Source organism: Diaphorobacter sp. (assembly GCF_050251835.1).
Classification (GTDB): Bacteria; Pseudomonadota; Gammaproteobacteria; order Burkholderiales; family Burkholderiaceae_C; genus JBFXIE01.
This window is the reverse complement of sequence record NZ_JBFWLZ010000006.1, coordinates 48968-75807: the sequence shown is the minus strand read 5'-3', so window position 1 is coordinate 75807 and position 26840 is coordinate 48968. Positions and strand designations below refer to the sequence as shown.

At 63.8% G+C, this 26840-nt stretch carries 25 protein-coding genes and 2 tRNA genes; 17 read left to right on the top strand and 10 right to left on the bottom strand.

Going from position 1 to position 26840, the window contains the following annotated elements; genetic code table 11:
• The 7 genes from AB7E35_RS03865 to AB7E35_RS03835 all read left to right on the top strand — a co-directional run.
• Positions 1–1500 (top strand): DUF1631 family protein (locus AB7E35_RS03865; protein WP_428167116.1); only part of this gene is annotated, 1500 nt, incomplete at its 5' end.
• A 135-nt stretch (positions 1501–1635) separates the two neighbouring features.
• Positions 1636–2274: a DUF2889 domain-containing protein gene (locus AB7E35_RS03860; protein ID WP_428163254.1), complete on the top strand. Its 639-nt coding sequence runs from the start codon at positions 1636–1638 to the stop codon at positions 2272–2274.
• Between the two features lie 138 nt (positions 2275–2412).
• The gene (locus AB7E35_RS03855) at positions 2413–2832 is read left to right on the top strand and encodes a BLUF domain-containing protein (RefSeq protein ID WP_428163255.1); all 420 of its coding nucleotides are present in this window, start codon (positions 2413–2415) and stop codon (positions 2830–2832) included.
• 52 nt (positions 2833–2884) lie between these two features.
• On the top strand, positions 2885–4021 hold the full coding sequence (moaA, locus tag AB7E35_RS03850) for a GTP 3',8-cyclase MoaA (protein ID WP_428163256.1): 1137 nt from the start codon (positions 2885–2887) through the stop codon (positions 4019–4021).
• A 44-nt stretch (positions 4022–4065) separates the two neighbouring features.
• Positions 4066–4698, top strand: a complete 633-nt coding sequence (mobA, locus tag AB7E35_RS03845; protein ID WP_428163257.1) for a molybdenum cofactor guanylyltransferase MobA — start codon at positions 4066–4068, stop codon at positions 4696–4698.
• Between the two features lie 38 nt (positions 4699–4736).
• The gene (moeA, locus tag AB7E35_RS03840; RefSeq protein ID WP_428167115.1) at positions 4737–6104 is read left to right on the top strand and encodes a molybdopterin molybdotransferase MoeA; all 1368 of its coding nucleotides are present in this window, start codon (positions 4737–4739) and stop codon (positions 6102–6104) included.
• Positions 6105–6147: 43 nt separating this feature from the next.
• Positions 6148–6480: a thioredoxin family protein gene (locus AB7E35_RS03835; RefSeq protein ID WP_428167114.1), complete on the top strand. Its 333-nt coding sequence runs from the start codon at positions 6148–6150 to the stop codon at positions 6478–6480.
• A gap of 41 nt (positions 6481–6521) precedes the next feature.
• Here the strand turns inward: AB7E35_RS03835 and rnhA are convergent, their stop codons facing one another.
• Positions 6522–6968 carry a ribonuclease HI gene (gene rnhA / locus AB7E35_RS03830; RefSeq protein WP_428167113.1) on the bottom strand — a complete coding sequence of 149 codons (447 nt, stop codon included), beginning with the start codon at positions 6966–6968 and terminating at the stop codon, positions 6522–6524.
• 57 nt (positions 6969–7025) lie between these two features.
• Positions 7026–7793 carry a class I SAM-dependent methyltransferase gene (locus tag AB7E35_RS03825; protein WP_428163260.1) on the bottom strand — a complete coding sequence of 256 codons (768 nt, stop codon included), beginning with the start codon at positions 7791–7793 and terminating at the stop codon, positions 7026–7028.
• On the opposite strand from AB7E35_RS03825, the gene gloB reads away from it, so the two are divergent.
• Together gloB and AB7E35_RS03815 are read left to right on the top strand one after the other, a co-directional pair.
• Positions 7792–8568, top strand: coding sequence for a hydroxyacylglutathione hydrolase (gloB, locus tag AB7E35_RS03820; RefSeq protein WP_428163261.1), 777 nt, complete (start codon positions 7792–7794; stop codon positions 8566–8568). The two genes, AB7E35_RS03825 and gloB, sit on opposite strands and share 2 nt — an antisense overlap.
• Positions 8565–10070 (top strand): transglycosylase SLT domain-containing protein, encoded by a 1506-nt coding sequence (locus tag AB7E35_RS03815; protein WP_428163262.1) that lies wholly within the window; start codon positions 8565–8567, stop codon positions 10068–10070. Before gloB ends, AB7E35_RS03815 begins: the two co-directional genes overlap by 4 nt.
• Positions 10071–10103: 33 nt before the next feature.
• Here AB7E35_RS03815 and AB7E35_RS03810 read toward each other — a convergent pair whose 3' ends face one another.
• Positions 10104–10265: a DUF3096 domain-containing protein gene (locus tag AB7E35_RS03810; protein WP_428163263.1), complete on the bottom strand. Its 162-nt coding sequence runs from the start codon at positions 10263–10265 to the stop codon at positions 10104–10106.
• Between the two features lie 130 nt (positions 10266–10395).
• Positions 10396–11448 carry an ABC transporter substrate-binding protein gene (locus AB7E35_RS03805; RefSeq protein ID WP_428167126.1) on the bottom strand — a complete coding sequence of 351 codons (1053 nt, stop codon included), beginning with the start codon at positions 11446–11448 and terminating at the stop codon, positions 10396–10398.
• Between the two features lie 395 nt (positions 11449–11843).
• Between AB7E35_RS03805 and AB7E35_RS03800 the strand changes: the two genes are divergently transcribed.
• The 6 genes from AB7E35_RS03800 to AB7E35_RS03775 all read left to right on the top strand — a co-directional run bounded on the left by AB7E35_RS03800 (position 11844) and on the right by AB7E35_RS03775 (position 17585).
• Positions 11844–13766: a SurA N-terminal domain-containing protein gene (locus AB7E35_RS03800; RefSeq protein ID WP_428167125.1), complete on the top strand. Its 1923-nt coding sequence runs from the start codon at positions 11844–11846 to the stop codon at positions 13764–13766.
• Positions 13767–13815: 49 nt separating this feature from the next.
• Positions 13816–13891 (top strand) — tRNA-His (locus tag AB7E35_RS03795).
• Between the two features lie 951 nt (positions 13892–14842).
• Positions 14843–15154: a hypothetical protein gene (locus AB7E35_RS03790; RefSeq protein ID WP_123675737.1), complete on the top strand. Its 312-nt coding sequence runs from the start codon at positions 14843–14845 to the stop codon at positions 15152–15154.
• Between the two features lie 324 nt (positions 15155–15478).
• Complete coding sequence (locus tag AB7E35_RS03785) at positions 15479–16348, top strand: rolling circle replication-associated protein (protein ID WP_148061004.1); 870 nt, start codon at positions 15479–15481, stop codon at positions 16346–16348.
• On the top strand, positions 16288–16686 hold the full coding sequence (locus tag AB7E35_RS03780) for a helix-turn-helix domain-containing protein (RefSeq protein WP_428167112.1): 399 nt from the start codon (positions 16288–16290) through the stop codon (positions 16684–16686). The genes AB7E35_RS03785 and AB7E35_RS03780 overlap by 61 nt, the downstream gene beginning before the upstream one ends.
• The gene (locus tag AB7E35_RS03775) at positions 16605–17585 is read left to right on the top strand and encodes a tyrosine-type recombinase/integrase (protein ID WP_353848829.1); all 981 of its coding nucleotides are present in this window, start codon (positions 16605–16607) and stop codon (positions 17583–17585) included. The genes AB7E35_RS03780 and AB7E35_RS03775 overlap by 82 nt, the downstream gene beginning before the upstream one ends.
• Before the next feature lie 27 nt (positions 17586–17612).
• Here the strand turns inward: AB7E35_RS03775 and AB7E35_RS03770 are convergent.
• The 5 genes from AB7E35_RS03770 to tolB form a co-directional block, all read right to left on the bottom strand.
• Positions 17613–17688: transfer RNA gene (locus AB7E35_RS03770), tRNA-Lys, on the bottom strand.
• A 46-nt stretch (positions 17689–17734) separates the two neighbouring features.
• Positions 17735–18514 carry a tRNA threonylcarbamoyladenosine dehydratase gene (locus tag AB7E35_RS03765; protein ID WP_428167111.1) on the bottom strand — a complete coding sequence of 260 codons (780 nt, stop codon included), beginning with the start codon at positions 18512–18514 and terminating at the stop codon, positions 17735–17737.
• Positions 18511–19296, bottom strand: a complete 786-nt coding sequence (gene ybgF / locus AB7E35_RS03760) for a tol-pal system protein YbgF (protein ID WP_428162984.1) — start codon at positions 19294–19296, stop codon at positions 18511–18513. The genes AB7E35_RS03765 and ybgF overlap by 4 nt, the downstream gene beginning before the upstream one ends.
• Positions 19296–19841, bottom strand: a complete 546-nt coding sequence (gene pal / locus AB7E35_RS03755) for a peptidoglycan-associated lipoprotein Pal (RefSeq protein WP_428162983.1) — start codon at positions 19839–19841, stop codon at positions 19296–19298. Before pal ends, ybgF begins: the two co-directional genes overlap by 1 nt.
• A 43-nt stretch (positions 19842–19884) precedes the next feature.
• The gene (gene tolB / locus AB7E35_RS03750; RefSeq protein ID WP_428162982.1) at positions 19885–21216 is read right to left on the bottom strand and encodes a Tol-Pal system beta propeller repeat protein TolB; all 1332 of its coding nucleotides are present in this window, start codon (positions 21214–21216) and stop codon (positions 19885–19887) included.
• A 122-nt stretch (positions 21217–21338) separates the two neighbouring features.
• Between tolB and msbA the strand changes: the two genes are divergently transcribed.
• Positions 21339–23135 (top strand): lipid A export permease/ATP-binding protein MsbA, encoded by a 1797-nt coding sequence (gene msbA / locus AB7E35_RS03745; protein WP_428162981.1) that lies wholly within the window; start codon positions 21339–21341, stop codon positions 23133–23135.
• Between the two features lie 50 nt (positions 23136–23185).
• Here the strand turns inward: msbA and AB7E35_RS03740 are convergent, their stop codons facing one another.
• Positions 23186–24688, bottom strand: coding sequence for an ABC transporter substrate-binding protein (locus AB7E35_RS03740; protein ID WP_428167110.1), 1503 nt, complete (start codon positions 24686–24688; stop codon positions 23186–23188).
• Positions 24689–24893: 205 nt separating this feature from the next.
• On the opposite strand from AB7E35_RS03740, the gene AB7E35_RS03735 reads away from it, so the two are divergent.
• The gene (locus AB7E35_RS03735; RefSeq protein ID WP_428162979.1) at positions 24894–26837 is read left to right on the top strand and encodes a diguanylate cyclase domain-containing protein; all 1944 of its coding nucleotides are present in this window, start codon (positions 24894–24896) and stop codon (positions 26835–26837) included.
• The last annotated feature ends 3 nt before the right edge of the window (positions 26838–26840 follow it).

Here is a 26840-nt window from a genome sequence, read left to right as displayed (position 1 = left end):
GGAGAGCTCGGCCACACCACAACCGCGCACCCATCGCCAGCCCCTGCGGCCAGTTTTGGCGAGCAGTTCGCGCGCGACTTCGAGTCCGGTGACGCGCTTCAATTGCCCGATCTGCCCGATCTGCCCGCGCCGGATTTTGATGCCACCGTGCCCGCGGCCCTGGAGGCGCTGCAGGAGATGCAGCAGGTGGATCACCTCATGGAGCGACTGGACAACCAACGCGCCCGGCCCGGCGCTGACAGCGGCGCCGGCGCACAGTACGCAGTGCTGTGCCGCCAGCCCGGCGGGCTGGCCCGTGCGCTGAGCATGGAAGTGGTGTCGCTGATGGTGGACAACATCGCGCGCGACAGCCGCCTGCTGTGGCCTGTACAGCAATTCATCCGCACGCTGGAGCCCGCGCTTTTGCAGCTGGCCCTGGCAGACCCCCGGTTTTTCAACGACAAGGAACACGCAGCGCGCCGACTGCTGCAGGAAATCACCAGCCGCAGCCTGGCCTTCAACAGCCAACAGGCGCCCGAATTCAAGGCATTCCTGCAGTCGCTGCTGGAGATCGCCGGGCCGCTGGCCAGTGCGGATATCGACGGCCCCGAACCCTTTGAACATGCACTGCAGCAGCTGCAAGCCGCCTGGGCAGCGCGCGAGCAAGTCAGCAAGCAAGAGCGCCTGCGCGCCATCGAAGCGCTGCAGCACGCCGAACAGCGCCACCTGCTGGCGGCCAAGCTCTCGGGCGACCTTTCGTTGCTGCCCCAAATCGACAAGGTGCCAGCAGAAATCTCCCGCTTCGTGCTGGGCCCCTGGGCGCAGGTGATGGCCCAGGCGCGCCTGGCCGACCAGACCGGCAGCGCCGACCCCGGCCGCTACCGGGAAGTGGTGGACGCTCTGCTGTGGAGCGCACAGCCTGCGCTGACCCGCCTGAACAGCGCCCGCCTGGCGCGCCTGGTACCCACCTTGCTGGAAAAGCTGCGCAGCGGACTGAGCCTGATCGACTACCCGCCACAGCAGACCCGCGCTTTCTTTGAGCAGCTGATGCTGCTGCACCAGGGCGCCTTCAAGTCGTCACCCACGGCCGAGCCGCTGCCCTTGCAAACCGAGAGCCGCCCTGCCCTGCGCGCAGACGATGAACCCTGGGTGGCCCCTCTGGAGGCCGCCGAATCGGGCTTCATGGATGTCGCCACGAGCACCGGTGCCCCGGGCGCAATGCCAGGCGCCAACGGCACACACACACCGACCACGCCTGCCGGCCTGGCCGTCGGCACCTGGGTTGATCTTTTGCTGAACGGCCAATGCCAGCGCGCCCAGCTATCGTGGGTGGGTCCGCACGGCAAACTGTTTTTGTTCACCGACGCCAGTGGTCGCACCCATTCCATGACCTTGAGGTTGCTCAACGAGCTCATCGCTCAAGACCGGCTGCGCGTGCTGACGCAGCAAACCGTGGTGGACGAAGCCCTGGACGCCGTAGCGCTGGCCGCCATGCGCAACAGCGTGGACAGCCGGCTGTGAGCAGCCGCCGCGCAAGAAGGCCCCTGACTTGATAGCATTCGCCACAGGGCCCGCAAGCACCAAGGCCATCTTTGGCCACCCAGAACTCACACGCCTTCACCTTCAACCGGCTACTCCTGCCAGCCATTGCCACACATGCCACTGTCACCTCCAGCTCCCCGCACCCCCAGCCACACCCGGCGCATCGTCTATCAAGGCTTCGAGCGAGAAGACGGCCTGTGGGACATAGAGGGAGAACTGCACGACAGCAAGGCCCATGACCAGCCCCTGATGCGTCAGCCCGGCAAGGTGCGCCCCGCGGGCGACCCCATTCACCACATGCTGCTGCGCCTGACGGTGGACGATCAACTGGTGGTGCACGCCATCGAGTCCGCCATGGACGCTCACCCCCTGGGCGGCTGCAGCCAGGCCCAGCGCGCGCTGCAAAGCATGGTGGGCTGCAGCATGGCGCGCGGCTGGCGCCATTCCATCCAGGATCATCTGGGCGGCGTAGCCGGCTGCACCCACCTGCGCGAGCTGCTGTTCAACATGGCCACGGCGGCATTCCAGACCATCCATGCGGCCTTCCACAGCACAGGCGACGAGCCCCCGCGCTACCTGGGCCAGTGCACCGGCTGGGACTTCAGCGGCGACGGGGTCAAGCACTACTACCCACAGTTCTACCGCCCCTCGCCCGACGCCCCTGGCCAGACGGCGAACAAGGCCCCAGGCAGGGCATCGCCCCCGGCCGCCGCGACGAACGGCGCAGCACCCATGCAGCAGCGCGGTTCGTAAAACAAGAGCCGACCAAACTCAATGCACCCCCCCGGCCAGGCGCAGAGGCGCCATCAGCCGTTGCGGTAGCACGGGCTTTGGGGCAACGCCTTGCCCTGCCAAAGCCCGATCTGCCACACTGCAACGCAGGAGAAAACGATGCTGATTCAACTGACTTACGCCAGCCGCGCCGCGCGCGTGCTCGGCCCGATGGATATCAAGGACATTCTGGGCGCCTCCCGGCGCAACAACGCCGCTGCAGGCATCACCGGCGCGCTGTGCCTGAACAACGGCATTTTTTTGCAGCAGCTCGAAGGCGACCGCCTGGCGGTCAACGCGCTGTACCACCGCCTGCTGGCCGATCCGCGCCACCGCGACACGGCCGTGCTGGACTTTGCCGAAATTGCCCACCGCCGTTTTGGCAACTGGTCCATGGGACTGATCGGCTCGGTGGAGGCCAACCGTCAGCTGTTCCTCAAGTACTCCAGCAGCGCGGACTTCGATCCCTTCAGCATGAGCGTTTTGACGCTGCGCAGCTTTTTCGACGAAATCCTGCAAAACATCCGCTGGCTGGAATGACAATGCCGGCCAGCCCCTGCGCTGTCCCACTTGCTGCTTTTATCGGTTAACCATGGCTGAACGTGTCATCCCGCTGATTGACGAGCGCCTGGCCCCCCTGGCCGCCACCGTGCCCGTCAACGCCGCGCCGCCCACCGGCTTGCTGACAGACACGCGCGGTCGCCCGCTGCGCGACCTGCGCATCAGCGTGACCGACCGCTGCAACTTCCGCTGCAGCTACTGCATGCCAAAGGAAGTGTTTGACAAACACTACCGCTACCTGCCGCACAGCGACCTGCTCAGTTTTGAAGAGATCACACGGCTGGCGCGCCTGTTCCTGGCGCACGGTGTGCGCAAGATACGCCTGACCGGCGGCGAGCCGCTGCTGCGCAAAGACCTGGACAAACTGGTCGCGCAACTGTCGGCGCTGCGCACCCTCGAAGGGCAAGTCCCCGACCTGACGCTGACCACCAACGGCTCGCTGCTGGCGCGCAAGGCGCGCGCGCTCAAGGCCGCCGGGCTGCAGCGCGTCACCGTCAGCCTGGACAGCCTGGATGACGCCGTTTTTCGCCGCATGAACGACGTGGACTTTCCGGTGGCCGAAGTGCTCGCCGGCATCGAGGCCGCGCAGGCTGCGGGCTTTGCCCACATCAAGGTGAACATGGTGGTCAAGCGCGGCACCAACGACCACGAAATCCCAGCCCTGGCGCGGCACTTTCGCGGCACCGGCATCACGCTGCGCTTCATCGAATACATGGACGTGGGCGCCACCAACGGCTGGCGCATGGACGAAGTGCTGCCCTCAGCCGAGGTCATCGCGCGTCTGCAGGCCGATCTACCCTTGGTGCCCCTGGCCGCGCAATCGCCAGGCGAAACCGCCCAGCGCTGGGGCTACGCCGGCGCCGACGGTCGCCACGACCCGCGCCTGGGCGAGGTCGGCACCATCAGCAGCGTCACCCAGGCTTTTTGCGGCGATTGCAACCGCGCCCGCCTGTCCATGGAGGGGCGGCTGTACCTGTGCCTGTTTGCCGCGCAGGGCTGGGACTTGCGCAGCCTGCTGCGCGGCGGCGCCAGCGACGAACAGATCAGCGCCGCCGTCGCCCACATCTGGCAAGGGCGCAGCGACCGCTATTCCGAGTTGCGCGCCAGCCTGCCGCCCGACCAGGGCCAAGGCCGACGCCGCATCGAGATGAGCTACATCGGCGGCTGAGAGGCAAGAGGCTGAGGCCGCCCGACACGCAACACAACGTTTACATGATCCACACCCACGACATCACAGGCCTCATCCTTGCCGGCGGCCGCGGCTCCCGCATGGGCGGGGTGGACAAGGGCCTGCAAAGCTTTCGTGGCCTGCCGCTGGCGCTGCATACCCTGATGCGCCTTTCGCCCCAGGTGGGCGAAGTGATGATCAACGCCAACCGCAACCTGGCGGCTTACGAATCGTTTGGCGTGCCAGTCTGGCCCGACAGCCTGGCCGACTACGCCGGTCCGCTGGCAGGCTTTCTGACCGGGCTGGAGCGCTGCGAGACGTCCTGGCTGCTCACCGTGCCCTGCGACACGCCGCTATTCCCGCAAGACCTGGCCGCGCGCCTGGCGCAGGCGGCCGATCGCGAAGGCGCCGACATCGCCATGGCCGCCGCCCCCGAGACGGATGACAGCGGCGCCGTGCGCGTGCGCACCCAGCCGGTGTTTTGCCTGCTGCGCGTGGCGCTGCTCGAGAGCCTGGTGCGTTTTACCCAGGGCGGCGGGCGCAAGATCGACCTCTGGACCGCGCAGCACGCCTGCACCATCGTGCCCTTCGACCAGCCGGGCGACGACCCGCACGCCTTCCACAACGCCAACACCCTGGCCGAACTGTATACCCTGGAGGGCCTGGGCAACTCCTGAGCCACCCTCCCTCTTTTCTGCGCTTTGCTGCATTCCGCATGAAAACCATTGACCAGATCGCCGCCGAGCTGCAGGGCTACGACCCGCAGGCCCTGCGCGCCGCCGACGTAAACGCTTTTTTGCAGCGCCTGGTGGCGCCCGTGACCGAAACCGAAGACGTGGGCATCTTCGACGCCCTGGGCCGCGTGCTGGCGCGCGACGTGGTGTCGCCCGTCAGCGTGCCGCCGCACGACAACTCCGCCATGGACGGCTTTGCCTTCGACGGCGCACAGTTGCATTCCGGCCAGACCCTGGTGCTGCGCCCCGTGGGCGGCACGGCCTTTGCCGGTACCGCCTGGGTCGGCCAAGTGGCTGCAGGCGAGTGCGTCAAGATCATGACCGGCGCCATCATGCCCGCCGGGCTGGACACGGTGGTACCGCAGGAATTCACCAGCACTCAACCCGATGGCAGCATCCGCATCGCGCCCGACGTCCTGCGCCGCGGCGACAACCGGCGCCTGCTGGGCGAAGACCTCATGCAAGGCCAGGTTGCGCTATCAAAAGGAGAGCTTCTAACGCCTGCTGCCATTGGGCTAGTAGCCAGTCTGGGGCTTAAAACCGTCACCGTCTATCGCCGCCTGCGCGTGGCGTATTTTTCGACCGGCGACGAAATCCTCAGCCTGGGCGAGCCACCGCGCGAAGGCGCGGTGTACGACAGCAACCGCTACACCGTCTTCGGCCTGCTCACGCGCCTGGGCGTGCAGGTGATCGACCTGGGCGTGGTGCGCGACGAGCCCGCACTGCTGGAGGCCGCCTTTCGCCGCGCGGCCGCACAGGCTGACGCCGTCATCACCAGCGGCGGCGTGAGCGTGGGCGAGGCTGACCACACGCGCACCATGATGAAGCAGCTGGGCGACGTGGCGTTCTGGCGCATCGCCATGCGCCCGGGGCGCCCCATGGCCGTGGGCCGCATCCGGCCGGGCACACCAGCGTCACAAGAAAAAACGGCCTCTAGCTCTTGTACGACAAGCGCCTCCAGCTATCAAAATGAAAGCATTCAGGGCGCAGCAACCGGCAGCGTGCTGTTTGGCCTGCCGGGCAATCCGGTGGCGGTGATGGTCACCTTTCTGGCCTTTGTGCGTCCCGCGCTGCTGCGCATGATGGGCTGCACGCGCGCCGCGCCGCCGCTGCTGCGCGCCGTGACCACCGAGGCCATCCGCAAGAAACCCGGCCGCACCGAATACCAGCGCGGCCTGGTCACCACGGCCGCGGACGGCACGCTGCAGGTGCGCACCACCGGCAACCAGGGCTCGGGTGTGCTCAGTTCCATGGTGCAGGCCAACGGCCTCATCGTGCTGCACCACGACCAGGGCAGCGTGGGACCTGGCGACCCGGTCGATGTGATGATGTTCGACGGCGTGATCTGACCCGGCAAGCTGACAACACACCCCCCGCAAACAAGGAGCCGCCATGCCCTTTGTCGCCACCCACCTGCCCCATCCGCCCGCCCGCGCGGCCGTGGATCAACTGCCAGGCGCCACCGTGATCGAGTTTGGCGCGCCCTGGTGCAGCCATTGCCAGCGCGCCCAGCTGCTCATCGAGCAGGCGCTGGAAGATCGCGACGAGGTGCGGCACGTCAAGGTGGAGGACGGCCCCGGCCAACGCCTGGGCCGCAGCTTCGGTGTGAAGCTTTGGCCTACGCTGATCTTCTTGCGAGACGGCCACGAGGTCTCGCGCCTGGTGCGCCCGCAGGCCGCGCAGGCCATTCACGAGGCCGTGCAGGCCATCACCGCCAGCGCCTGAGCCCCCGACAACAGCGCCAGCGGGCCAAGGGCGGTCGGGGGCTAACGCCCCAGCGCCTGCTCCACGCCCTTGTTGGCCAGCGCGTCGGCCCGCTCGTTACCCGGGTCACCTGCGTGGCCCTTCACCCAGTGCCATTCGATGCGGTGGCCCGCCCCGTGCGCCAGATCGTCCAGGCGCTGCCACAGCTCCACGTTCTTGACCGGCTGGCCGGCTGCGGTGCGCCAGCCTTTTTTCTTCCAGCCGTGGATCCACTCGGTGATGCCCTGGCGCACGTACTGGCTGTCCAGGTACAGCGCCACCTGGCACGGGCGCTTGAGCGCGCCCAGCGCCTGGATCACGGCCATCAGTTCCATGCGGTTGTTGGTGGTACCCAGCTCGCCGCCAAACAGTTCTTTTTCCAGCTCGCCCGAACGCAGCACCGCGCCCCAGCCACCGGGACCCGGATTACCCTTGCATGCACCATCGGTATAAATCACCACCTGCTTCAAAAAAGACTCCTGAATAAAACAACAAGCCCGCCCCGATCAGGGCGGGCGATCAGCCTCTCAATGCAGCCGCGCCACCTGTGCCTTCACGGCCGCAGACTTGGGCGCCTTGCGCCACAAGGGCTCCAGCAGCCGCATGCCGTGGACGCGCTTGATGGCCACCATCACATAAGCTGCCCCGAGTATGGGCCACCAACGCGGGCCCAGACCGTCCATCCAGCCATGGCGCTGCAGCCAGCGCTCGGTGGTCACCGCGGGGCGATAGCAACCAAAGCTGATGGAGTCGAGCTCGAAGTCCAGCAGGCGCAGCCAGTCGCGCAGACGTCCCGGCGCAATCAGCTCGACGTCGGGCAGATACAGCCGGCCTCCTCCACCGCAGCGCTGGTACAGCCGCGCACGGCGCTGATGCAAGCCCCACAGGCTCCAGGGGTTGAGCCCGCTGATGACCACCCGCCCCTCGGGCACCAGCACGCGCTGCACCTCGCGCAGCGCAGCATGCGGGTCTGCGCTGAGTTCCAGCGTGTGGGGCATCGCCACCAGATCCAGGCTGGCCTGTGCAAACGGCAGGGCCACAGGCTCGGCCAGCAGTTGCGCTGCCGGGGCGCCGACGGACTGCATCAGCGGCAACTGCCCCGCGCCCAGCGCCAGCCAGCGGTGCGGCATGCGGTTGCCACGCAGTGCCTGCAGGCCCGGCATGCCCAGCTGCAACGCGTGATAGCCGAAGATGTCGGCCACCAATTCGTCGTAGCGCTCTTGCTCCCAGGTCAGCAGGTAGCGGCCCGGCGCAGAGTCGAACCAATGGTGCAAACCTATAATTTCACCGATCATGACCTTGCTGCCGCTACCTGCGTTTTCTGACAACTACATCTGGATGCTGCACGACACGCACCACGCCATCGTGGTGGATCCGGGCGATGCTGCGCCAGTGTTGCAGGCGCTGGGCAGCATGGGCTTGTCATTGCAGGCCATTCTAGTCACGCACCACCACAGCGACCATGTAGGCGGCGTGGACGCGCTGCGCGAAGCCACCGGTGCCGCCGTCTATGGCCCTGCCGCCGAAACCATGCCCCAGCCCGTCACCCGTCTGGCCGGCGGCAGCGTCGTCTCTGCACTGGGCCTGCGCTTCGTGGTGCTGGATGTGCCCGGGCACACTGCAGGGCATATTGCCTACTACTGCGCCCATGCGGACGGCGGGCCGCTGCTGTTTTGTGGCGACACACTGTTTTCAGGCGGCTGTGGCCGGATTTTTGAAGGCACGCCCGCGCAAATGCAGGTCTCGCTGGACGCACTGGCTGCGCTGCCGGGCGACACGCGCGTCTGCTGCGCCCACGAATACACGCTGTCCAACCTGAAGTTCGCACGCGCCGTGGAGCCTGACAACGCCGCGCTGCAGGAATACACCGCCCACTGCGAATCTCTGCGCCAGGCGGGGCAGCCCACGCTGCCGTCCAGCATCGCCACAGAGCGCGCCATCAACCCTTTTTTGCGCACGCGCCAAGCCACCGTCGCCCAGGCGGCTCTGGGGGCTGATGCCAGCGTGAACCCACAGGAGCCTGCATCCGTGCTGGCCGCGCTGCGCCAATGGAAAAACGAGTACCGATGAGAATCCTGCATATCCTGTGGCTGGCCAGCCTGCTTTGGCTGGCTGGCTGCGCCACCACCAGCACCACAAACCCGACTTCATCCACCAGCCCGCACCCCGGCGCCAGCCACACACCGGTGTACCCGTCAGGGCCGCTTCGGCCCATCACTGCCGGGCGCACGGACGGCTACGCGGTCGCCGGCATCAGCGCGCCGGCAGACCTGTGGGATCGCATTCGCCGCGGTTTTGCCATGCCCGACCTGCAGCACGAGCTGGTGCAAGACCGTGAACAGTGGTATGCCAGCCGTCCCGACTACATGCAGCGCATGACCGAGCGCTCGAGCAAGTACCTGTTTCACATCGTCGAAGAGCTGGAACGCCGCGGCATGCCCTCTGAGCTGGCGCTGCTGCCCTACATCGAAAGCGCGTTCAACCCGCAGGCAGTGTCCAGCGCCAAGGCTGCGGGCATGTGGCAGTTCATGCCGGCCACGGGCACGTATTTCGACCTCAAGCAAAACGCCTTCCGAGACGACCGGCGCGACGTGCTGGCATCCACCCGCGCCGCGCTGGACTACCTGCAAAAGCTCTACGGCATGTTCGGCGACTGGCATCTGGCGCTGGCCGCCTACAACTGGGGCGAAGGCAGTGTGGCGCGCGCCATCGCCCGCAACGAAAAACAGGGCCTGGGCACCCGCTATACCGATCTGACCATGCCTGCCGAAACCCGCATGTACGTGCCCAAGCTGCAAGCGGTGAAGAACATCGTGGCCGATCCGGCCCGCTTTGGCACCGAGCTGCCACTGATCGAAAACCACCCCTATTTCCAGAGCGTGGAGATCACGCGCGATATCGACGTGTCGCTTGCAGCCAGCCTGGCAGGCATCCGGGTGGAGGACTTTCGCGCACTCAACCCCTCATTGCACAAACCCGTGATACTGGCCGCCGGCATGCCGCAGATTCTGCTGCCCTGGGACAATGCCCAGGTCTTTCGCAAGAATTTCGAGGCCTACACCGAAGGCCAATACGCCAGCTGGACCGTCTGGACCGTGCCCAGCACCATGAGTGTGGCGGCGGCAGCTCAGCGCGTGGGAATGGGCGAGAACGACCTGCGTCAGGTCAATGGCATTCCGCCGCGCATGATGATCAAGGCAGGCTCTGCGCTCATGGTTGCGCGCTCGACCACCATGCGCGCAGACGTTCCGGGCCATGTGGCAGACAACGGCCAGATTGCCTTCACGCCTGAAATCGTCACACGCCGCACCAGCGTGCGCGCCGGCAAACGCGACACCGTGGCCAGCATCGCACGCCGCTACAAGGTCAGCGCAGCAGACGTTGCCGACTGGAATGACCTGAAGCCATCCAGCAGCTTCAAACCGGGAGAAAACGTGGTGATGTACCTGCCTGCGCGTATCGCCGCCAGTGCGCTGACGAGCACCAGCGCCCGGCGTTCCGTTGCCGGCCGCACAACGGCCAAGTCCAGTACTGCACGCAAAGGCGGCACGCCATCCAGGCGCAAGCGCTGACGTTCGCGCACCTCCTCACCAGCCTGCGGGCGCCTACCCACCCGATAAACGCAGGGTTTGGATGCCCACCAGCCCCAGGACACCCATCAAGATCAGGTACAACGCCACGATGAGGTTGAGCAGCTTGGGCATCAACAGGATCAGGATGCCGGCGATGAGGGAAACCAGGGGGCCAATGCTGAGGTGCAGCGACATGGAGACGAAGTCCTTGGGTTTGTCGGTGAATGAAACGGCGCGAAGAGCAGTCGCGCAATCGCGCCAGCGCATATGCGAATTTAGCTGCTGCAAGACACATGATCGACACTGCACGCATGGCCGCAGTCCGTCAAAGCTTAAATTGTTGCCGGGATTGACGCGCCCAATCGTTGCTGAAAGTCTTGTCCAGCGCCAGACGCGCAGGCACCACGTCCGCCTGTAGCTGCGCCAAGACGCGCGCCGCAGTGGCCGGGCCGTCGTCGGGCATGAGGCCATCGGGCGAAAAGGTTTCGCGCGCATTTTGAAATGCGGCCAGATACGCGCCCCGGTTACCCAGCAGATACGGCGCAGGCACTACGCGCGCCAGGTCGGCAGCACTGGCCGTCTGCAGCCATGTAAGAGCACGCACCATCGCGTTGACAAGAGCCTGGACCTCGGACGAATGGCGCTGCACATAGACCTGCGGCGCATACAGGCACGCCGCGGGCATAGTGCCGTCAAAAATCTCTGCCGAGCTTTTTAACGTGCGCGTATCGACCAGCAAGCGCACCTCGCCGCGATGCTCCAGCAGGGTGATCACGGGATCAGGCAAACACAGAGCGTGCACCCGCCCTTGCCGCAGCGCTGCGACCGCCGCACTGCCCACCCCGACCCCCACAAAGCTCACATCTTCCGAAGACACCCCCGCCTGGTTCAGCCACAGACTTGCCAAAAACTGTGTGGATGAGCCCGGAGCCGTAACTCCCACCCGCATGCCCTTGAAACCTGACAACGCTTTCGGCCCATGACGCAACGAGGTGGCCAGCGTCAGCTGAGGCGCCCTTCCCAGCAACACCAGACTGCGATATGGCATGCCGCGCAGCTGCTGGCGCACAACATGGTCAAAGGCGCCGCAGCACACATCAGCCGTGCCTTCCTGCAAGGCTTGCAGTGCAAATGCGCCACCCGCGTAATCCACGACCCGTATGTCCAGCCCCTCTTCACGAAAAAACCCCAGGCCCAACGCCACAGTCAGCGGCAGGTAGCACAGCCCCGCCTGCCCGCCCACAGCCATGCGTACAGGCATCGCAGCATCCGAACGCCGCTGCGCGCGCAGCGTGGCTGGTGCTGGCAGGCATGCGGAGGCGGCGGCCATGACACCCACCCGCCCCCACTGACGGCGGGTGACAGAATGCGAAAACATATTTGACATAGCATCATCACTGCATGTTGCAGTGCAGCAATCGTGCCCGATCGATGTCTGAGCAGCATTGGTAAGAACCCTTTCCGGGAGATTACGTACCCGCATTTGTTTTCTCAGGTTTACCCTTGCCATCATTCCTGTGCCACCTGGCTTATGGAAAAGCCAATACCGGCTCTCATCGGCATGGTGACGCTGCTACAGTAAAATTTGCGGATCAACGCCGAGCTTGCTGCGGATTCGTTGCTGCGCACCGAAGTGATCAATCCACAGAGCTGGAAAATGATGCCAACCCGCAGCAACGCCTAGCCCAGCGATTTGCCCCATTAGCACGCCACCCACCAGACAAAGGCGAACGCAAGTTCGCTTTTTCTTTTGCAGCCTTTGAAAGACAGACCATGTTCGAATCCATCCGCAAGCATTCCAAGATCGTCATGTTCTTGCTTTTCTTGCTGATCATTCCTTCGTTCATCTTTGTGGGTATCGACAGCAACTACTTCTCCAGCAAAAGCCCGGTCGTCGCGCGGGTGGACGGCAAAGACATCACCCAGGAAGAATGGGACAACGCCCACCGGATGGAGAGCGACCGCATTCGCGCACAGTCGCCAAACATCGACGGCAAGTTGCTGGATTCGTCCCAGGCCCGCTACGCCACCCTGGAACGCATGGTGCGTGACCGCGTGCTTCAAGTCGCCGCGCAAAAGATGCACTTGATGACCAGCGACGCACGCTTGGCGCGCGAACTGCAGAGCATTCCCCAGATTGCAGCACTCAGGCGCGCGGACGGCACGCTGGACGCAGAGGCCTATCGCGCGCTGGCCGGCGCACAAGGCCTCACACCAGAAGGATTTGAGGCCCGAGTACGCCAAGACCTCTCGGTCAACCAAGTTCTAGGCAGCGTGATGGCATCGGCTTTCACGGGCCCCACGGAGTCAAAGCTGGCCATTGATGCGCTGCTGCAGCGCAGGGAAATCCAGATTGCGCGCTTCAACGCGACGGACTTCGCCTCCAGGGTCGTTGTGACAGACGCCGACCTGGAGGCTTATTACAAGGCCAATACCGCCAAGTTCCAACAGGCAGAACAGGCAACGGTTGAGTACATCGTGCTGGACATGGATACGGTGAAGGCAGGCATCACGCTCAACGAAGAGGATCTGCGCACTTACTACAAAGAAAACCTTGGCCGCCTGGCCGGCCAGGAAGAGCGCCGCGCCAGCCACATCCTCATCAACGCAGTTAAAAGCGCGCCCGCCGCTGACCGCCAGAAGGCCAGGGCCAAGGCGCAGGAACTGCTGGCCCAGGTACGCAACGCACCTGGCAGCTTTGCCGAACTTGCCCGCAAAGAATCCCAGGACCCCGGATCGGCATCGGCAGGTGGCGACCTGGGTTTCTTTGGCCCTGGCGCCATGGTCAAACCTTTTGAAGAGTCGGTTTTTTCGCTCAAAAAAGGGGACATCAGCGACGTGGTGGAGACCGATTTTGGTTTTCATATCATCATGCTCACCGACATCAAGACGCCACCCCAGCCAAGTTTTGAAGAACTGCGCCCGTCGCTTGAAACAGAGTTGCGCCAGCAGCAAGCGCAGCGCAAATTTGCCGAAGTGGCTGAATCCTTTGCCAATGCGGTGTACGAACAAGCTGACAGCCTGCAGCCGGTCGCAGAAAAGTTCAAGCTCAAGATTCAGACCGCCGCTGGTGTCACGCGCACACCTGCTCCAGGTGCTGTAGGAGCTCTTGGAAATCCGCGCTTTCTGGAGACCTTGTTCCAGCCCGACACATTGCAAAACAAGCGCAACACCGAGGCTGTAGAAGTCGGCGCCAGCACACTGGCAGCGGGTAGGATCACGACCTACCAGCCTGCCATGACACTGCCAATGGACAAGGCGCTCGATCAGGTTCGTGCCTTGTACCTGGCAGAAAAATCCGCAGAACTGGCTCGTCAGGAAGGTCAATCCAAACTGAGCGACTGGAAGACGGCGCCCGACAAGGCCACAGGCCTGTCCAGCGCAGTGGTGGTGTCGCGAGATCAATTGCAGAACCAGCCACGCGAAATCATCACTGCTGCGCTGCACACCCCGCTGGATAACTTGCCCGCGTGGGTCGGCGTCGATCTTGGTAAACAGGGATACGCGGTGGTCAAGATCAACCGCATCGTGCCACGCGAAGCGAAGGACGACGCTCGGGCTCGCATGGAGCAAGAGCAGTATCTCCAATCCTGGGCCTCAGCCGAAGCCCTAGCGTACTATGAGCTGCTCAAGCAGCGATTCAAGGCACAAATTACCGTATCGCGCCCCGCCGTCCAGGTTGACGTTCAAAACTAATCACTTTTTCGTAAAGCCCAGAATAATCAGGCTATAATCTACGGCTACGGTGGCTGTAGCTCAGTTGGTAGAGTCCAGGATTGTGATTCCTGTTGTCGTGGGTTCGAGTCCCATCAGCCACCCCAAGTAAACAAAGGAAACCCCGCTATCAATACGGTAGCGGGGTTTTTCTTTTTGGTTGCTTGTAGGCAATCTGTAGGCAACTTGCCCAAATGCTGCCCGTGCCCCGGCAACAAAAAAGCCCTATGCGCTGTCATCTCGCTGGCGCTACTGCGTGCACGTCAGGCAGTGCAGGTCAGCAGGCCAGCAGCCCCCAGCCTTTTTTCGGCCTCCAGAAATTCAGCCATGAATCAAGGGTGCGCGCGGCGTGACTTGGGGGGCTACCCCGCAAAACCCCCTCCTTGTTTGGCAGGCGAACCATTGCACATTGGACTCGATTGAGCCAGCATCCCCAAGCCCCACTGTGGGGCTTTTCCTTTTTCGGCGCTGAGGCATCACGCTCACGCGCTTGGCCAGCCGATGCTGCGCACTGGGAAAGAGTGAGCACCGCGTGCGCATGCTAGTGCTGCCAACGCCCGCCTGGCGCCGCACCCCTGCCCGCTGCGCCCGCTCCCCTGCTGCAGCCCTTGCAAGCCGCCTGAAGCTCTTACAACAACCCTTGCGCCGGACATGGCGAAGTAAGCGCGCGCGGCTGGCGCGTCACTGGCAACCGCTGCCAGCGAGCCGCGCCGTTGCGCGTGACGATGCCCCCTGCTTCTATCTGGTGGTCTCCTCCAGATAACCCTCGCCCGCTGGGATTTTTTGGTTGCTGGCGGCGGGGGCGCATTTGAGCAACCTGCCTGCAGATCGCCTACAAGCAACCAAAAAGAAAAACCCCGCTACCGCATTGATAGCAGGGTTTTATTGTGTGGCTTGGTAGGACGTACAAGATTCGAACTTGTGACCAACGGATTAAAAGAGGCTGCCCGGCCCTTTTTCCAAGTCCTAAACCACGGCTTTCAGACGCACGCACCATGTCACCGGGTGCCAAGCGTAGCTAAATTTTGCTGTCTGCAGCTACGTTGGAGCTACGTTTTATGAGTGACCAAAAACATACCTTTGCCGCGCCAGTCAAAGCCCCTGACTGTTGGGACTGGATCAGGCCCGAGGACGTGGTGAGACACGCTCTCGCCGCGTTCTATTGGGCCTGCAACAACGTCAAGGCCCCCAAGGGGGAGAAATTTCTCGGCGTTGATGGTCGGCCCTACGCTGATCGGGAAACCTTCGCTGATTGCATGACGCACTTCTTTGATCTGCGTATCAAGGCCGAAGCTCATTCAATCGGCATTGGCGACTACGCACCCGAGGCAAAAATGCTGGAACGGTGTACGCAACCACGCTCCGTGTAGATCACGGAGCTTGTCCACAAAACCCACAGGCCGAAGGCCCGGCGACCCCCCGTCGCTTGCGACGAACAGGGGGGTGGGAGCCGGGGAACCTGTGGGGGCTTGTGGTCAAGCGGCGCTCGTCGTATCAGCTTCACGACTTGAGATCCACGCCAATACACAATAGACTTCTTGCTGCGACAGCTTGATTTCAGGCTATTTCTGACACCGACACTGGGTCGCCCCGCGCATCGGGGTTACGGTAGAAAGCAGGAGCTACCGTAGGAGCCAAGTTCCCTCTCACAAACACACCGCACCTGTCGCGAATTTCCAACTTCTGGAGTTCGCATGCGGTTACCTGCATCACTTTCTTTTTCTTCTGCAGTCCAGACAGCGGATTTGCCGCTCGTGGGTGGGCAAGCGGCGCGCTGCGCGCCCACGGGCGGCGAAGCCGCCGGGCTTGTCTCATCTAAAACAAGTGGCCCGGCTTTTCTGGATATCGGTTTCTCCAGAAATCTAGTCATGGAACGGCGCGTCAAGCGCTTGCGTCGCCAAGTCTGGGCAGGTGGTCATCTCCAGCGCTTCGGCACACCCAACGGCATGCGTGAAAACGTCTGGTTCGTCACCCTGACCTACCGCGGGGTCGACGACTGGCAACCACGCCACATTTCCAAATGCCTCAAGGCTGCGCGCCGTTGGTGTCAGCTACGCAGGGTTCCCTTCAGGTACCTCTGGGTCGCTGAATTGCAGCAGCGTGGCGCCCTTCATTACCACCTGGCGATATGGCTTCCTAAGCGGCTACAGCTGCCCATGTTCGATAAGCAGGGATGGTGGCCCCACGGTATGACGCATCGCGTTATCGCAAAAAACGCTGTCGGGTACCTCATGAAGTACCTGTCGAAGATTTCCCCGTTCCACCAGTTTCCCAAGGGGGTGCGACTCTATGGCCTCGGAGGACTTACACAGCAAGCCCGCGGCATCTGCAGCTGGCTCAACCTGCCCAGTTGGTGCAAACAGCGATTCGGAGTTGGTGACCTCAAAACCGTCGCGGGTCGTCGTGTGGTGCGTGCAACGGGGGAAATTCTTGGAGCCATGTACCGACGCGTTTTCCAGCCTGCCGGAATGCGCCTGTACCCCAATGGTCCGCTACCTGCGCGATGGGCAGACGGTCCCTATTCGTCCATAGGTTGCGTGTCGCTTCATGCGGGTGCGTCATGACGTGCCGCACCTTGAACGTGGGCGAGGCGGCGTCCTTGCTGCACATCCACCCGCAAACGCTCATGACCCGCGCCCGCTCGGGCCTCATACCTGGCTGCAAGGTCGGTCGCTCTTGGGTGTTCGTTGAATCTCTGCTGATCGAGTACTTGGTGACACAATCAACCCTGCGTGTGTCTGTAGCCGGTACTCAGGAAGAAACTGAATGTCGCTCTACAGAAGAAAAGACTCGTCCTTTTGGTGGGTCAAACTCCCGGCAATCCGGGGCGAATCTGGCCCTCTACAGGTCAGCACTGGGACTGCCGAAAAACGCAAGGCCCAAGAGTTCCATGATCGGCTGAAGGCCGAACGATGGGAACAAGAAAAGCTCGGCGCCAAGCCTCGGCGCACGTGGGAAGACGCCGTGCTGAAGTTCTTGGAAGAAACCGCGCACAAGCGCACCCACGAACGCGACAAGTCGATTCTGCGCTGGCTGGACGAGCACCTCGGTGGTCGGTACCTCGATGAAATCGACCGCGCAACGATTGACCACATCAAGGCAACGCGAGCGAAGATTGCGACGCAAAGCACGGCTAATCGCTACCTGGCATTGATCCGCACCATTCTGCGCAAGGCTTGCCATGAATGGGAATGGATCGAGCGCATTCCGAAGGTATCGCTCTATCGCGAGAAAGAGGGCCGCATTCGCTCGCTCACCCCCGCCGAATTCGCGAAGCTGCTGCAGCACCTCCCGCCCCACCTGGCAGACATGGCGACCTTCTCGGTTGCCACTGGCCTACGGCAAGGCAACGTACGCGGACTGACATGGACTCAGATCAATCTGGAATTGCGCCATGCGTGGATCACTCCCGAGCAGCACAAGAACGGTAGAGCGCACGCGGTTCCGCTGAACGACATGGCCATGGCCGTGCTGCAAAAGCAGATCGGAAAACACCCGACACACGTTTTCTCATACCGTGGCCACCCTATCGCCAACGTATCAACCAAGGCATGGTGGAAGGGCTTGGAGCTGGCCGGAATCGAGAATTTCCGATGGCATGACCTCCGACACACGTTCGCGACCTGGCATCGACAAGCCGGCACGCCAACGCATGAGCTTCAAAGACTGGGAGGGTGGAAAACGCTCTCAATGGTGGAGCGGTACGCACACGTAGCGCCAGAAGGCTTGCAGGCCGCTGCAAGTCGACTGGATAATGTGTTCGGCTACGCTTTGGCTACGCCAGACGAGAAAAGGGACTGACCATGACAGCCAGTCCCTCTGTATCTCTGGTAGGACGTACAAGATTCGAACTTGTGACCAACGGATTAAAAGTCCGCTGCTCTACCAACTGAGCTAACGTCCCATTTCACTAGGCAACCAACAGTGAAGCCGCTGATTATAGCGTTTTTCTACTTGTTGTTTGAAGAAATTCGATCAAGTATCCAACCTGCAGCACATTGACCGAAGGTGGCGGTGACTGCTACCGATGAGCCATAGCCGTGACAGTTCAGCGAGCCGTCCCCTCCAGACACTTCACACGATGCGTGTGGTGGCGCGACAGCCTCCCTGCTGAATACACAGGTGACGCCGATGGACTTGCCATTGCGGGGTGCGCCGTGCTCGCGCCGCAGGCGGTAGCGCAACTGCGCCAGCAATGGGTCATGAGTGGCGTGTGCCAGGTCGTCCACGTCCACCTTGTGGGCCATTTTTTTGCCGCCTGCTGCCCCCACACTGATGAAGTCATGACGGGTGCGCAGCGCCCACGCGGCCATAGCCGTCTTGGCCCTGACCTGATCGCAGGCATCAATCACGGCATGAACCGGCGCGGGCAAGATGCCTGGCCAATTCGACGGATCGACAAACTCCTCGATGCAATCGACCTTGCATTCTGGGTTGATCAGTGCGATGCGCTCGGCCATCGCCTGCACCTTCGACTGTCCCATGGTGGTGGTGAGCGCATGCACCTGGCGGTTGATGTTGGACTCGGCCACATGATCCAAGTCTATCAATGTCAGGCGCCCCACTGCGCTGCGCGCCAGGGCTTCTGCGGCCCAGGAGCCAACGCCTCCTATGCCGACAATCGCGACATGGGCTGCGCGGATGCGGGCTGCGCCATCCACCCCGAACAGTCGGGTCAAGCCACCAAAGCGCCGCTGCAAGTCAGCCGGCTCGTCGTGCACGGCGCTCACTTCAGGCGAGCCAGTCGTTCCTTGGCCGCTACTGCTGCCTCCGACTGCGGATAGGAGCGCAGCAGATCCTCCAAAGTCTTGCGCGCGGCCCGCGTGTCCTTCAGCTCGATCTGACAGTTGGCAATCGACAACGCGGCCTCGGGCGCACGGGCATGGTCTGGTGCAGCAGCCAGCAGTGCCTTGAAGTTGCCGATGGCCTCTTTGTAGTCACGCGTCGCGTACTGCGCATTGCCCAGCCAAAAGCGCGCAGACGGCACGTAGCCGGACTGTGGGTACTGGCGCACAAAACTGCCAAACGCGGTTGTCGCCTCTGCAAACTTGCCGGAACGAAAGACCGCCAGCGCCGATTCAAAGTCACGCTTTTCGGCAGGATCTGCGCGGAACTCCCGCCCGTCCAGATTGACCGCCACCGGTTCGAACTGCCGCAGCCGCTCGTCCACGCCTTGAGCCATGTCCTTTTGCCGACGCTGCAGGTCTGCAACATCGCGCAGCAGCTGCTCGTTTTGCCCCCGCAGTGTGGCCTGCTCGGTGCGCAATATCTCCAGCTGCGTCTGCAGATCAAGCAAGCTGCGCCGCAGCTGCGAGACATCGTCACCCGAGCGCTCGCCTACACGCTGGTTGGCCTGCTGAACGGCATCCACACGCTGGCGCAGCTCCAGAATGGCGCGGCGTGCCTCACCATCTTCAAACAGTGCGTAGCCGGGCGATGCCCAGGTGGCGCAAGCCAAAGCGACTGCAGCCAGAACGGGCGTGCGCGGTGGAAAAACGGTGCGTGCAGCCATCAGCGGTACGACAGTTCAGCGCGGCGGTTCTGGGCGTGAGCGTCTTCCGACTGCCCCGTGACGGCAGGCTTTTCCTTGCCGAAGCTGACGGCCTCGACCTGCAAGTCCTGCACGCCCAGCAGACCCAGGGAACGGCGCACGGCCTCGGCGCGCTTTTGGCCCAGCGCAAGGTTGTATTCACGACCGCCGCGCTCGTCGGTGTGGCCTTCGATCATGACTTTGCGTGCCGAAGAGGCCTTCAGGAAGCGCGCGTGGGCTTCCAGCATCGACTGGAACTGCGGCTTGACGACGAAACTGTCGAAGTCGAAATAAACGATGCGTTCCACGCCGACAGGGCCGCCGCCGTCGCGACCCGACTGGGTCAGATCCACGGGAGCTACACCGCTTTGGCCTGCGCCCCCTGTGTTGGCACCGCCGGGCATGGTGGAGGTGGCGCCCTTGTCTTCGACCGGAACGTCGTCAAGCTTGACGCCGGAGCTGCAACCTGCCATCAAGGCAGCGATAGTGAGCGCCATCGAGACGCGCTTGAACGGGGACTTATTCATAGAGATGCTCCTGCAATGCTGTGATTCAAGGAAATAGAAGGATTTACTGCTTTTGGAACGGACCCCAGTCGGGTTCGCGAATGTCACCACCCTGACCCGCAAGGCGTGCCTTGATCTTGCCATCGAGCGTGGTGGTCATCAGGGCTTCGCGTCCCTGCTGCTGGGTGGCGTAAACGATGAGCCGACTGTTGGGCGCAAAACTTGGATTTTCGTCTGAAGTTGTGTCTGTCACCGCGTTCACGGCGCCCGACTGCAGATCCATCACGTGCAGTTTGTAGCCGCCGCCGACGCGCGAGATGTAGGCAAGCCACTGGCCGTCCCGGCTGACGCTGGGCGAGATGTTGTAGTTGCCATTGAACGTGATGCGCTGGGCATTGCCTCCGCTGGCATCCACACGGTAGATCTGCGGTGAGCCGCCGCGGTCACTCACAAAGTAGATGCTGCGCCCGTCGCTGGAAAACGTGGGTTCTGTGTCGATGCCACTACTTTGCATCAGGCGGCGCGGCTCGCCGCCATTGGCGTCGATGGTGTAGAGCTGCGAGCCGCCGTCGCGACTGAGCGTAACGGCCAGCGTGCGACCATCGGGCGACCAGGCCGGCGCGCTGTTGGAACCGCGGAAGTTGGCGATCAACCGGCGGCGTCCGGTGGCTACGTCATGTACATAAACGACGGGCTTGCGCGACTCGAAAGACACATAGGCCAGTTGCGCGCCGGTGGGCGACCAGGCCGGCGAGATGATGGGCTCGGGACTGGACAGCGCCGACTGCGCGTTCTCGCCGTCGGCATCGGCCACCCACAGGCTATAGCGCGAGCCGGTCTTGGTGACATAAGCAATGCGGGTAGAAAAAATACCGCGCTCACCGGTGAGCTTTTCGTAGATGAAGTCCGCGATGCGGTGGGCCACCAGGCGCAGATCGCCCTGGGTGACAACGTAGCTTTGCCCGCCCAGGTCCTGGCCCTTGACCACGTCCCACAGCCGAAAGCGCACGTCAAAGCGGCCATCGGCCAGACGCGTGACGCTGCCGGTGCTGAGCGCATCGGCCTTGCGCTGGCGCCACAGCGACAGGTCAGGGCGTGCGGTTTCGTCAAGCGCCGCGCCCGCGGCATCCACGCCGACAAAGCGGCCGCTGCGCTCCAGATCGGCCTGCACGATGGCGGAGATTTTCTGCGGCGACTGCGATTCGCCGCGCAAGGGCGCAATGGCGATGGGCAGCTGTGTCAGGCCCACGCCCGTGATCTCGACGCGAAACTGCGCAAATGCGGGCGCGGCGGCTCCGCAGGTGACGGCGGCGACTGCATGGCGCCGCGTGACGCGCAGACCGCGGGCGCCGTCCGGGAAAGAGTGGGATAAGTTGGGAGTTCGGTCAATCGTCATTGGCAACCATCAAATAGCCGTCAAATGCTGGCAAACGCAGCCTTGCATGTTACACATAGCGTAGCAGGCCCTGTGACAAACTGTGCCTGCCCGCACCCGTCCAAACGTAGAATCCGCGCCCCATGCAAGATCCGAACCTTAGCACCACGAAGACCTCGCCGCCCGATAGCACGCCACAACCTCCCCTGCTGGCGCGGCTGCGGCGTCTTCATGTGTACTTTGGCTACCAGCGTCTGGCCTGGACTATTGCCTTGCTGGCCACCGTGGTGGCCGCGGCCACCGAGCCCTTGATTCCTGCACTGCTCAAACCCTTGCTGGATCAGGGTTTCACGGAAGGATCATTGGACTTGTGGATGGTTCCCGTGGCGATCATCGGCGTGTTTGTGGTGCGGGGGCTGGCGCAGTTCACCACCCAGTACGCCATCACGCGGATTGCGAATGAGGGAATGCTGCGGCTGCGCACCGCACTGTTCGAGCGACTGCTGGCCGCCGACATGGGATTGTTTCAACGCCAATCGGCCAGCGCGTTGTCCAACACCGTGGTGTATGAGGTGCAGACAGGCTTCAGTTCGCTGGTGCAGGCACTCATGAGCCTGTCGCGCGACGGCTTCACGCTGATCGCGCTGCTGGGCTACCTGCTCTACCTGAACTGGCAGCTCACGCTGATCGTGGCCGTGCTGGTGCCCGGCGTGGCCTGGGTCATGAAGACGCTGTCGCGGCGTCTGTACAAAGTCACCAAAAGCAGCCAGCAGGCCACCGACGACCTGGCCTATGTGGTCGAGGAGAACGTGCTGGCCCACCGCATGGTGCGCCTGCACGGTGCGCAGGCCGCGCAGGCCGGCCGCTTTGATGAACTCAGCCGCCGCCTGCGCCGACTGGCCATCAAGTCCACGATTGCCTCCGCCGCCATGACGCCCACCACGCAGTTGCTGGCTGCAGGCGCGCTGTCGGCGGTGATCTGCATCGCCCTATGGCAAAGCCACGGCCAGGGCGCCCAGGGTGCCCAGAATGTGACCGTGGGCGGCTTCGCGTCTTTCATCGCCGCCATGCTGATGTTGATCTCCCCCATTCGCCGCCTGGCCGACGTGGCCAACCCGATCACCCGCGGCGTGGCGGCGCTGGAGCGCGGCCTGGCGCTGCTGAACGACGCGCCTGCCGAATCCGGCGGCACACATGCCGTGCAGCGGGCCCAGGGCGCCCTGGCCCTGCGCGACGTGACCGTGTCTTTCAACGCCGAGCACGCGCCCGCGCTGGACGGGGTAAACCTTGAGATCCACCCTGGCGAGGTAGTGGCGCTGGTCGGCGCATCGGGTGCGGGCAAGACCACGCTGGTCAACCTGCTGCCGCGTTTCATTGCGCCGACCAATGGTCAGGTGCTGCTGGACGATGTCCCGGCCGAGCAATGGGCCCTGCCCAGCCTGCGCGCGCAATTTGCCATGGTGAGCCAGGACGTGGTGATGTTCAACGACAGCATTGCCGCCAACGTGGCGCTGGGCGCTGTAGTCGATGAGCAGCGGGTGCAAAGCTGCCTGCAAGCTGCCAACCTGGCCGATTACGTGGCCGCACTGCCCCAGGGCATGCACACGGTGGTAGGGCACAACGCCACGCAACTGTCGGGCGGGCAGCGCCAGCGGCTGGCGATTGCGCGGGCGCTGTACAAAGACGCGCCCATCCTGATACTGGATGAGGCCACGTCGGCACTGGACACCGAGTCCGAGCGTCTGGTGCAGGACGCCCTGCAGCGCCTGATGCGCGGGCGCACCACGCTGGTGATTGCGCACCGGCTGTCCACCATCGAACACGCCGACCGCGTGGTGGTCATGGAGCGCGGCCGCATCGCCGAGCAAGGCACGCACACCGAACTGCTGGCCCGCGGCGGCCTGTATGCGCGGCTGCAAAGCCACACGGGTACGCACTGAGGGCAGCAGCGCTGGCCGCCGGCCGCCTCAAAAGCCCGGCGGGCAGGACTTCATTCCCACCACATGGCTGCAACGTCGTGCACAAAAATGGGGTAGTTCATCCAGACCCCGCGCAGCCCCTTGCGGGCCACGGTAGCCACCTGGGGGGCAAAAATCCAGGCATTGACGGCATCGTTGGCCAGATGTCGCTGCAATTGCGCAAACAGCAGCTGGCGCTCGCGCGCATTGGCGCTGCTGGCGTGGCGCTGAATCAGATCGCGAAACGCCGCGCTGTCGTAGCCAAAGTAGTACTGCGGGTCGACATAGATCTGGTAGTCCAGCGGCTCGACGTGATTGATCAACGTCAGGTCAAACTGCCCCCTGAACGGCCCGGACAGCCACTGCGCCCAGCTGAGTTTTTCCAGCTTGACCTCGATGCCCACTTTGGCAAGGTAGGCCGCCAGCACCGGGCCGCCCATGTGGGCGTAGGGGGTGGGCGGCAGGCTCAGCGTCAATTGCAGCGGCAGTTTGATGCCGGCCTCTTGCAGCAGGGCCCGGGCACGCTCGGGGTCGTAGGGGTACTGGCCGGCCAGGTGCACATAGCCGGGTTCGGTGGGGCTGGCGTGGCTGCCGATGGCACTGCCCCGGCCTTCCAGCACGTTGCGGATGAAGGCCTCGCGGTCGATGGCGTGCGTAATGGCGCGACGCACGCGCACATCATCTAGCGGCGCCCGCCGGTGGTTGAAAGCCAGCAGACCCTTGCCGCCCGACGTGCCCACCAGAACGTGATAGCGGCTGTCGCCCTGGAAACGACGCACGTTGTGCGTGGCAAAGTTGAAAATCAGGTCGATCTCGCCGGTGCGTACCACCGCCTCCTGCTGCGCCGGGTCGTGAATGAAGCGGAAGGTCACCCGATCGATGCGTGCTTTGTCCGGCTCGCGGTAGGTATCGGCCTTGACCAGGGTGATGTGCCTGCCAGGCACCCACTCCTGCAGACGGTACGGCCCGGTGCCGACGGGCCGGGTGGCAGCCCGGGCGGCGCTGTCAGGGTGCAGCACCACGGCGCCACTCTCGCCCAGGCGCAGCAGCAAATTGGCATCAGGCCTTGCCAGCACCAGCACTACGGTGTGCGGGTCGGGAATGTCGATGCGCACGATGTTGTCAAACAGCGCCCTGCGCGCCTTGTTGGTCGATCCTGGCGCCTTGACGCGCTCAAACGAGAACTTGACGGCAGCAGCGTCCAGCGGCGAGCCGTCATGGAAGCGCACCCCCTGGCGCAGCTGGAAGGTGTAGGCTTTTCCATCCTTGTCCTGGCTCCAGGACTGCGCCAACAAGGGCGTGGTGGCGCCGTTTTCTTCGACCTTCATCAGGCCTTCGAGCACCGTGGTGTGAACCACCTGAGCCACCGAGGCGCCCGACGAAGACGTGGGATCCAGGCTGTCGGGCTCCAGCGAGATGTTGACGGACAAACCACGCCGCGCCGCCTGGGCCTGGGCTGGCGGTGCCAGGGCAGCCAGCAACAGGGCCAGACAGGCCAGGCAACAAGTCAGAATGAACGGACGCGAAGGAAACACAGACAAGCCTATTGGGCAGTGCCGCAAGACAATTAGGCCACCTCGGCAAACATCTCGAAGCACTACGGAAGTCACAAAGTCTGACATAGTTCCATAGTTTCCTTACTCGCTGCCGACTACCAAAGCTGCCACAGCTCCCATCATGCCCGCGCCCTCGCCCACCAAAGCGCCACGACGGCGAGCCCTTCGCAGAGGTCCGCACGTGATGCCGCTGCTGGTCTTGCTGGCCCTGCTGGTGCTGTGCGCCGTGGGCTGGAGCCTGCAGGCCATCTACCAGCAGCGCGAAATCGCCTTTCGCCACCAGGCAGAGTGGGAGCTGCAGGCCATCAACCAGTTGCAGACCAAGAGCGTGGCCGAGTGGCGCGAGCGGCGCTGGTCAGACGCAATGGCGCTGTCCGACGATGCGGCCTACGCTCAGGCGGTGGCCCGCTGGCTGGCCCAACCCACCGACGCGCAAGCAGCACCCGTGCTCAACAGGCTGCGCATTTTGCAAGAGCGTGCCCGCTACAGCGCCGTCCACCTGGTGGACTTGCAGGGGCGCTTGCGCCTGTCGCCCAGCGATGGTGCTCAGGGTGCCAGCCTGCCCGCACCCGATCTGCAGGCCCTGCAGCGCGCCATCGCGCAGGCTCAGGCCACGCCGGTCGAGCCGCGCCGCGACGCATTTTTTGCCTTTCCGTTTTTTGGCATGGTGGCGCCGCTGTATGACGGGGTCGAGCCCGTGGGCGCTGTGTGGCTGGTCAGCGATGTGCGCGCCACGCTCTACCCCTTGCTGCACGACTGGCCCACGCCCAGCAAAACTGCCGAATCCGCCCTGGTGCTGCGCAGCGGCGACGCGGTCGAATTTCTCAGCCCCGTGCGCCAGCGCGGCGAAGACCTGCTGCCGTTGCGTCTGCCCTTGCGCCAGCGTGACAACCCGGCCGTGCAGGCTGCCAACGGCGAGCGCGGCGTACTGTACGGGCGTGACCATCGCGGCGCAGAAGTATTGGCAGTGATCAGCACCGTGGCCGACTCGCCCTGGCTGGTGATCTCCAAGGTGGACGTGGACGAGGCCTTTGGCGATGTGCGCACGCGCGAATGGCTGTCCCTGAGCCTGCCCATCGTTCTGGCGCTACTGCTGGCGGGCCTGGTGGCGGCGTATTGGCAATGGAACGCCTGGCGGCGCGAGCGCGCCCTGAAAACCAATCTGGAGCGCCACATGCGCTGGCTGGAAAACGGCCAGAGAGCCGCAACCATCGGTTACTTCGCCTATGAGCCTGGCCGTCAGGAATTTCTCATGTCCCGCATGGCCAGCCAGATTTTCGGCATGAGCCCAGACCGCACCATGACGCTGCGCCAATGGGTGCAACTGCTGGAGCCAGACGAGCGCCCACAGGTACTGGCCACGCACCAGCAGGCCATGCAACAGCGCACCCCTTTGCACACCCAATACCGCATTCGCCGCGCCAAGGACCAGCAACTGCGCTGGATACAGGTGTGGGGCGAATACGAAACCGACGCCGGGCACGACGACATCGCCCGCATGACCGGCACGGTGCAAGACATCACCGCGCGCAAGCAGACCGAACAAGAGCTGGCCCACTACCGCGCGGCCCTCGAGGCCCAGGTGCGCCTGGACCCCCTGACACAGGTTGCCAACCGCAGGGCGCTGGACGAGGCCGTGGCCCGCGAGTGGCATCGCAGCCTGCGCAGCGGCGCAGCGCTGTCGCTATTGATGATCGATGTGGATCACTTCAAGGCCTACAACGATCAATACGGCCATCTGGCGGGAGACCGCTGCCTGCAACAGGTAGCGCAGGCGCTGGCCGAATCGGCAGGCCGCGAAGGCGAGCTGGTGGCGCGCTACGGCGGCGAAGAATTTGCCGTGCTGCTGCCCGAATGCGACGCTCCCCAGGCGCAGGCCCTGGCCGAACGCATGCTGAAAGCTGTACGCGCGCTGGATATCGAGCACTCGGCCGCACAGGGGCGCGGGCATGTCACCATCAGCATCGGGGCGGCGTGCATACACCCGGCCCACGCCGCGGCGGCCACAGCATCGAACCGGCCCAGCGCCACCGAAGCGGCCCAAACCCTGTTCGAGCAGGCCGATGTGGCCCTCTATGCTGCCAAAAAAGCTGGGCGAGACCGCGCAGTGGCCTGCGCAGCCGCCTGAACT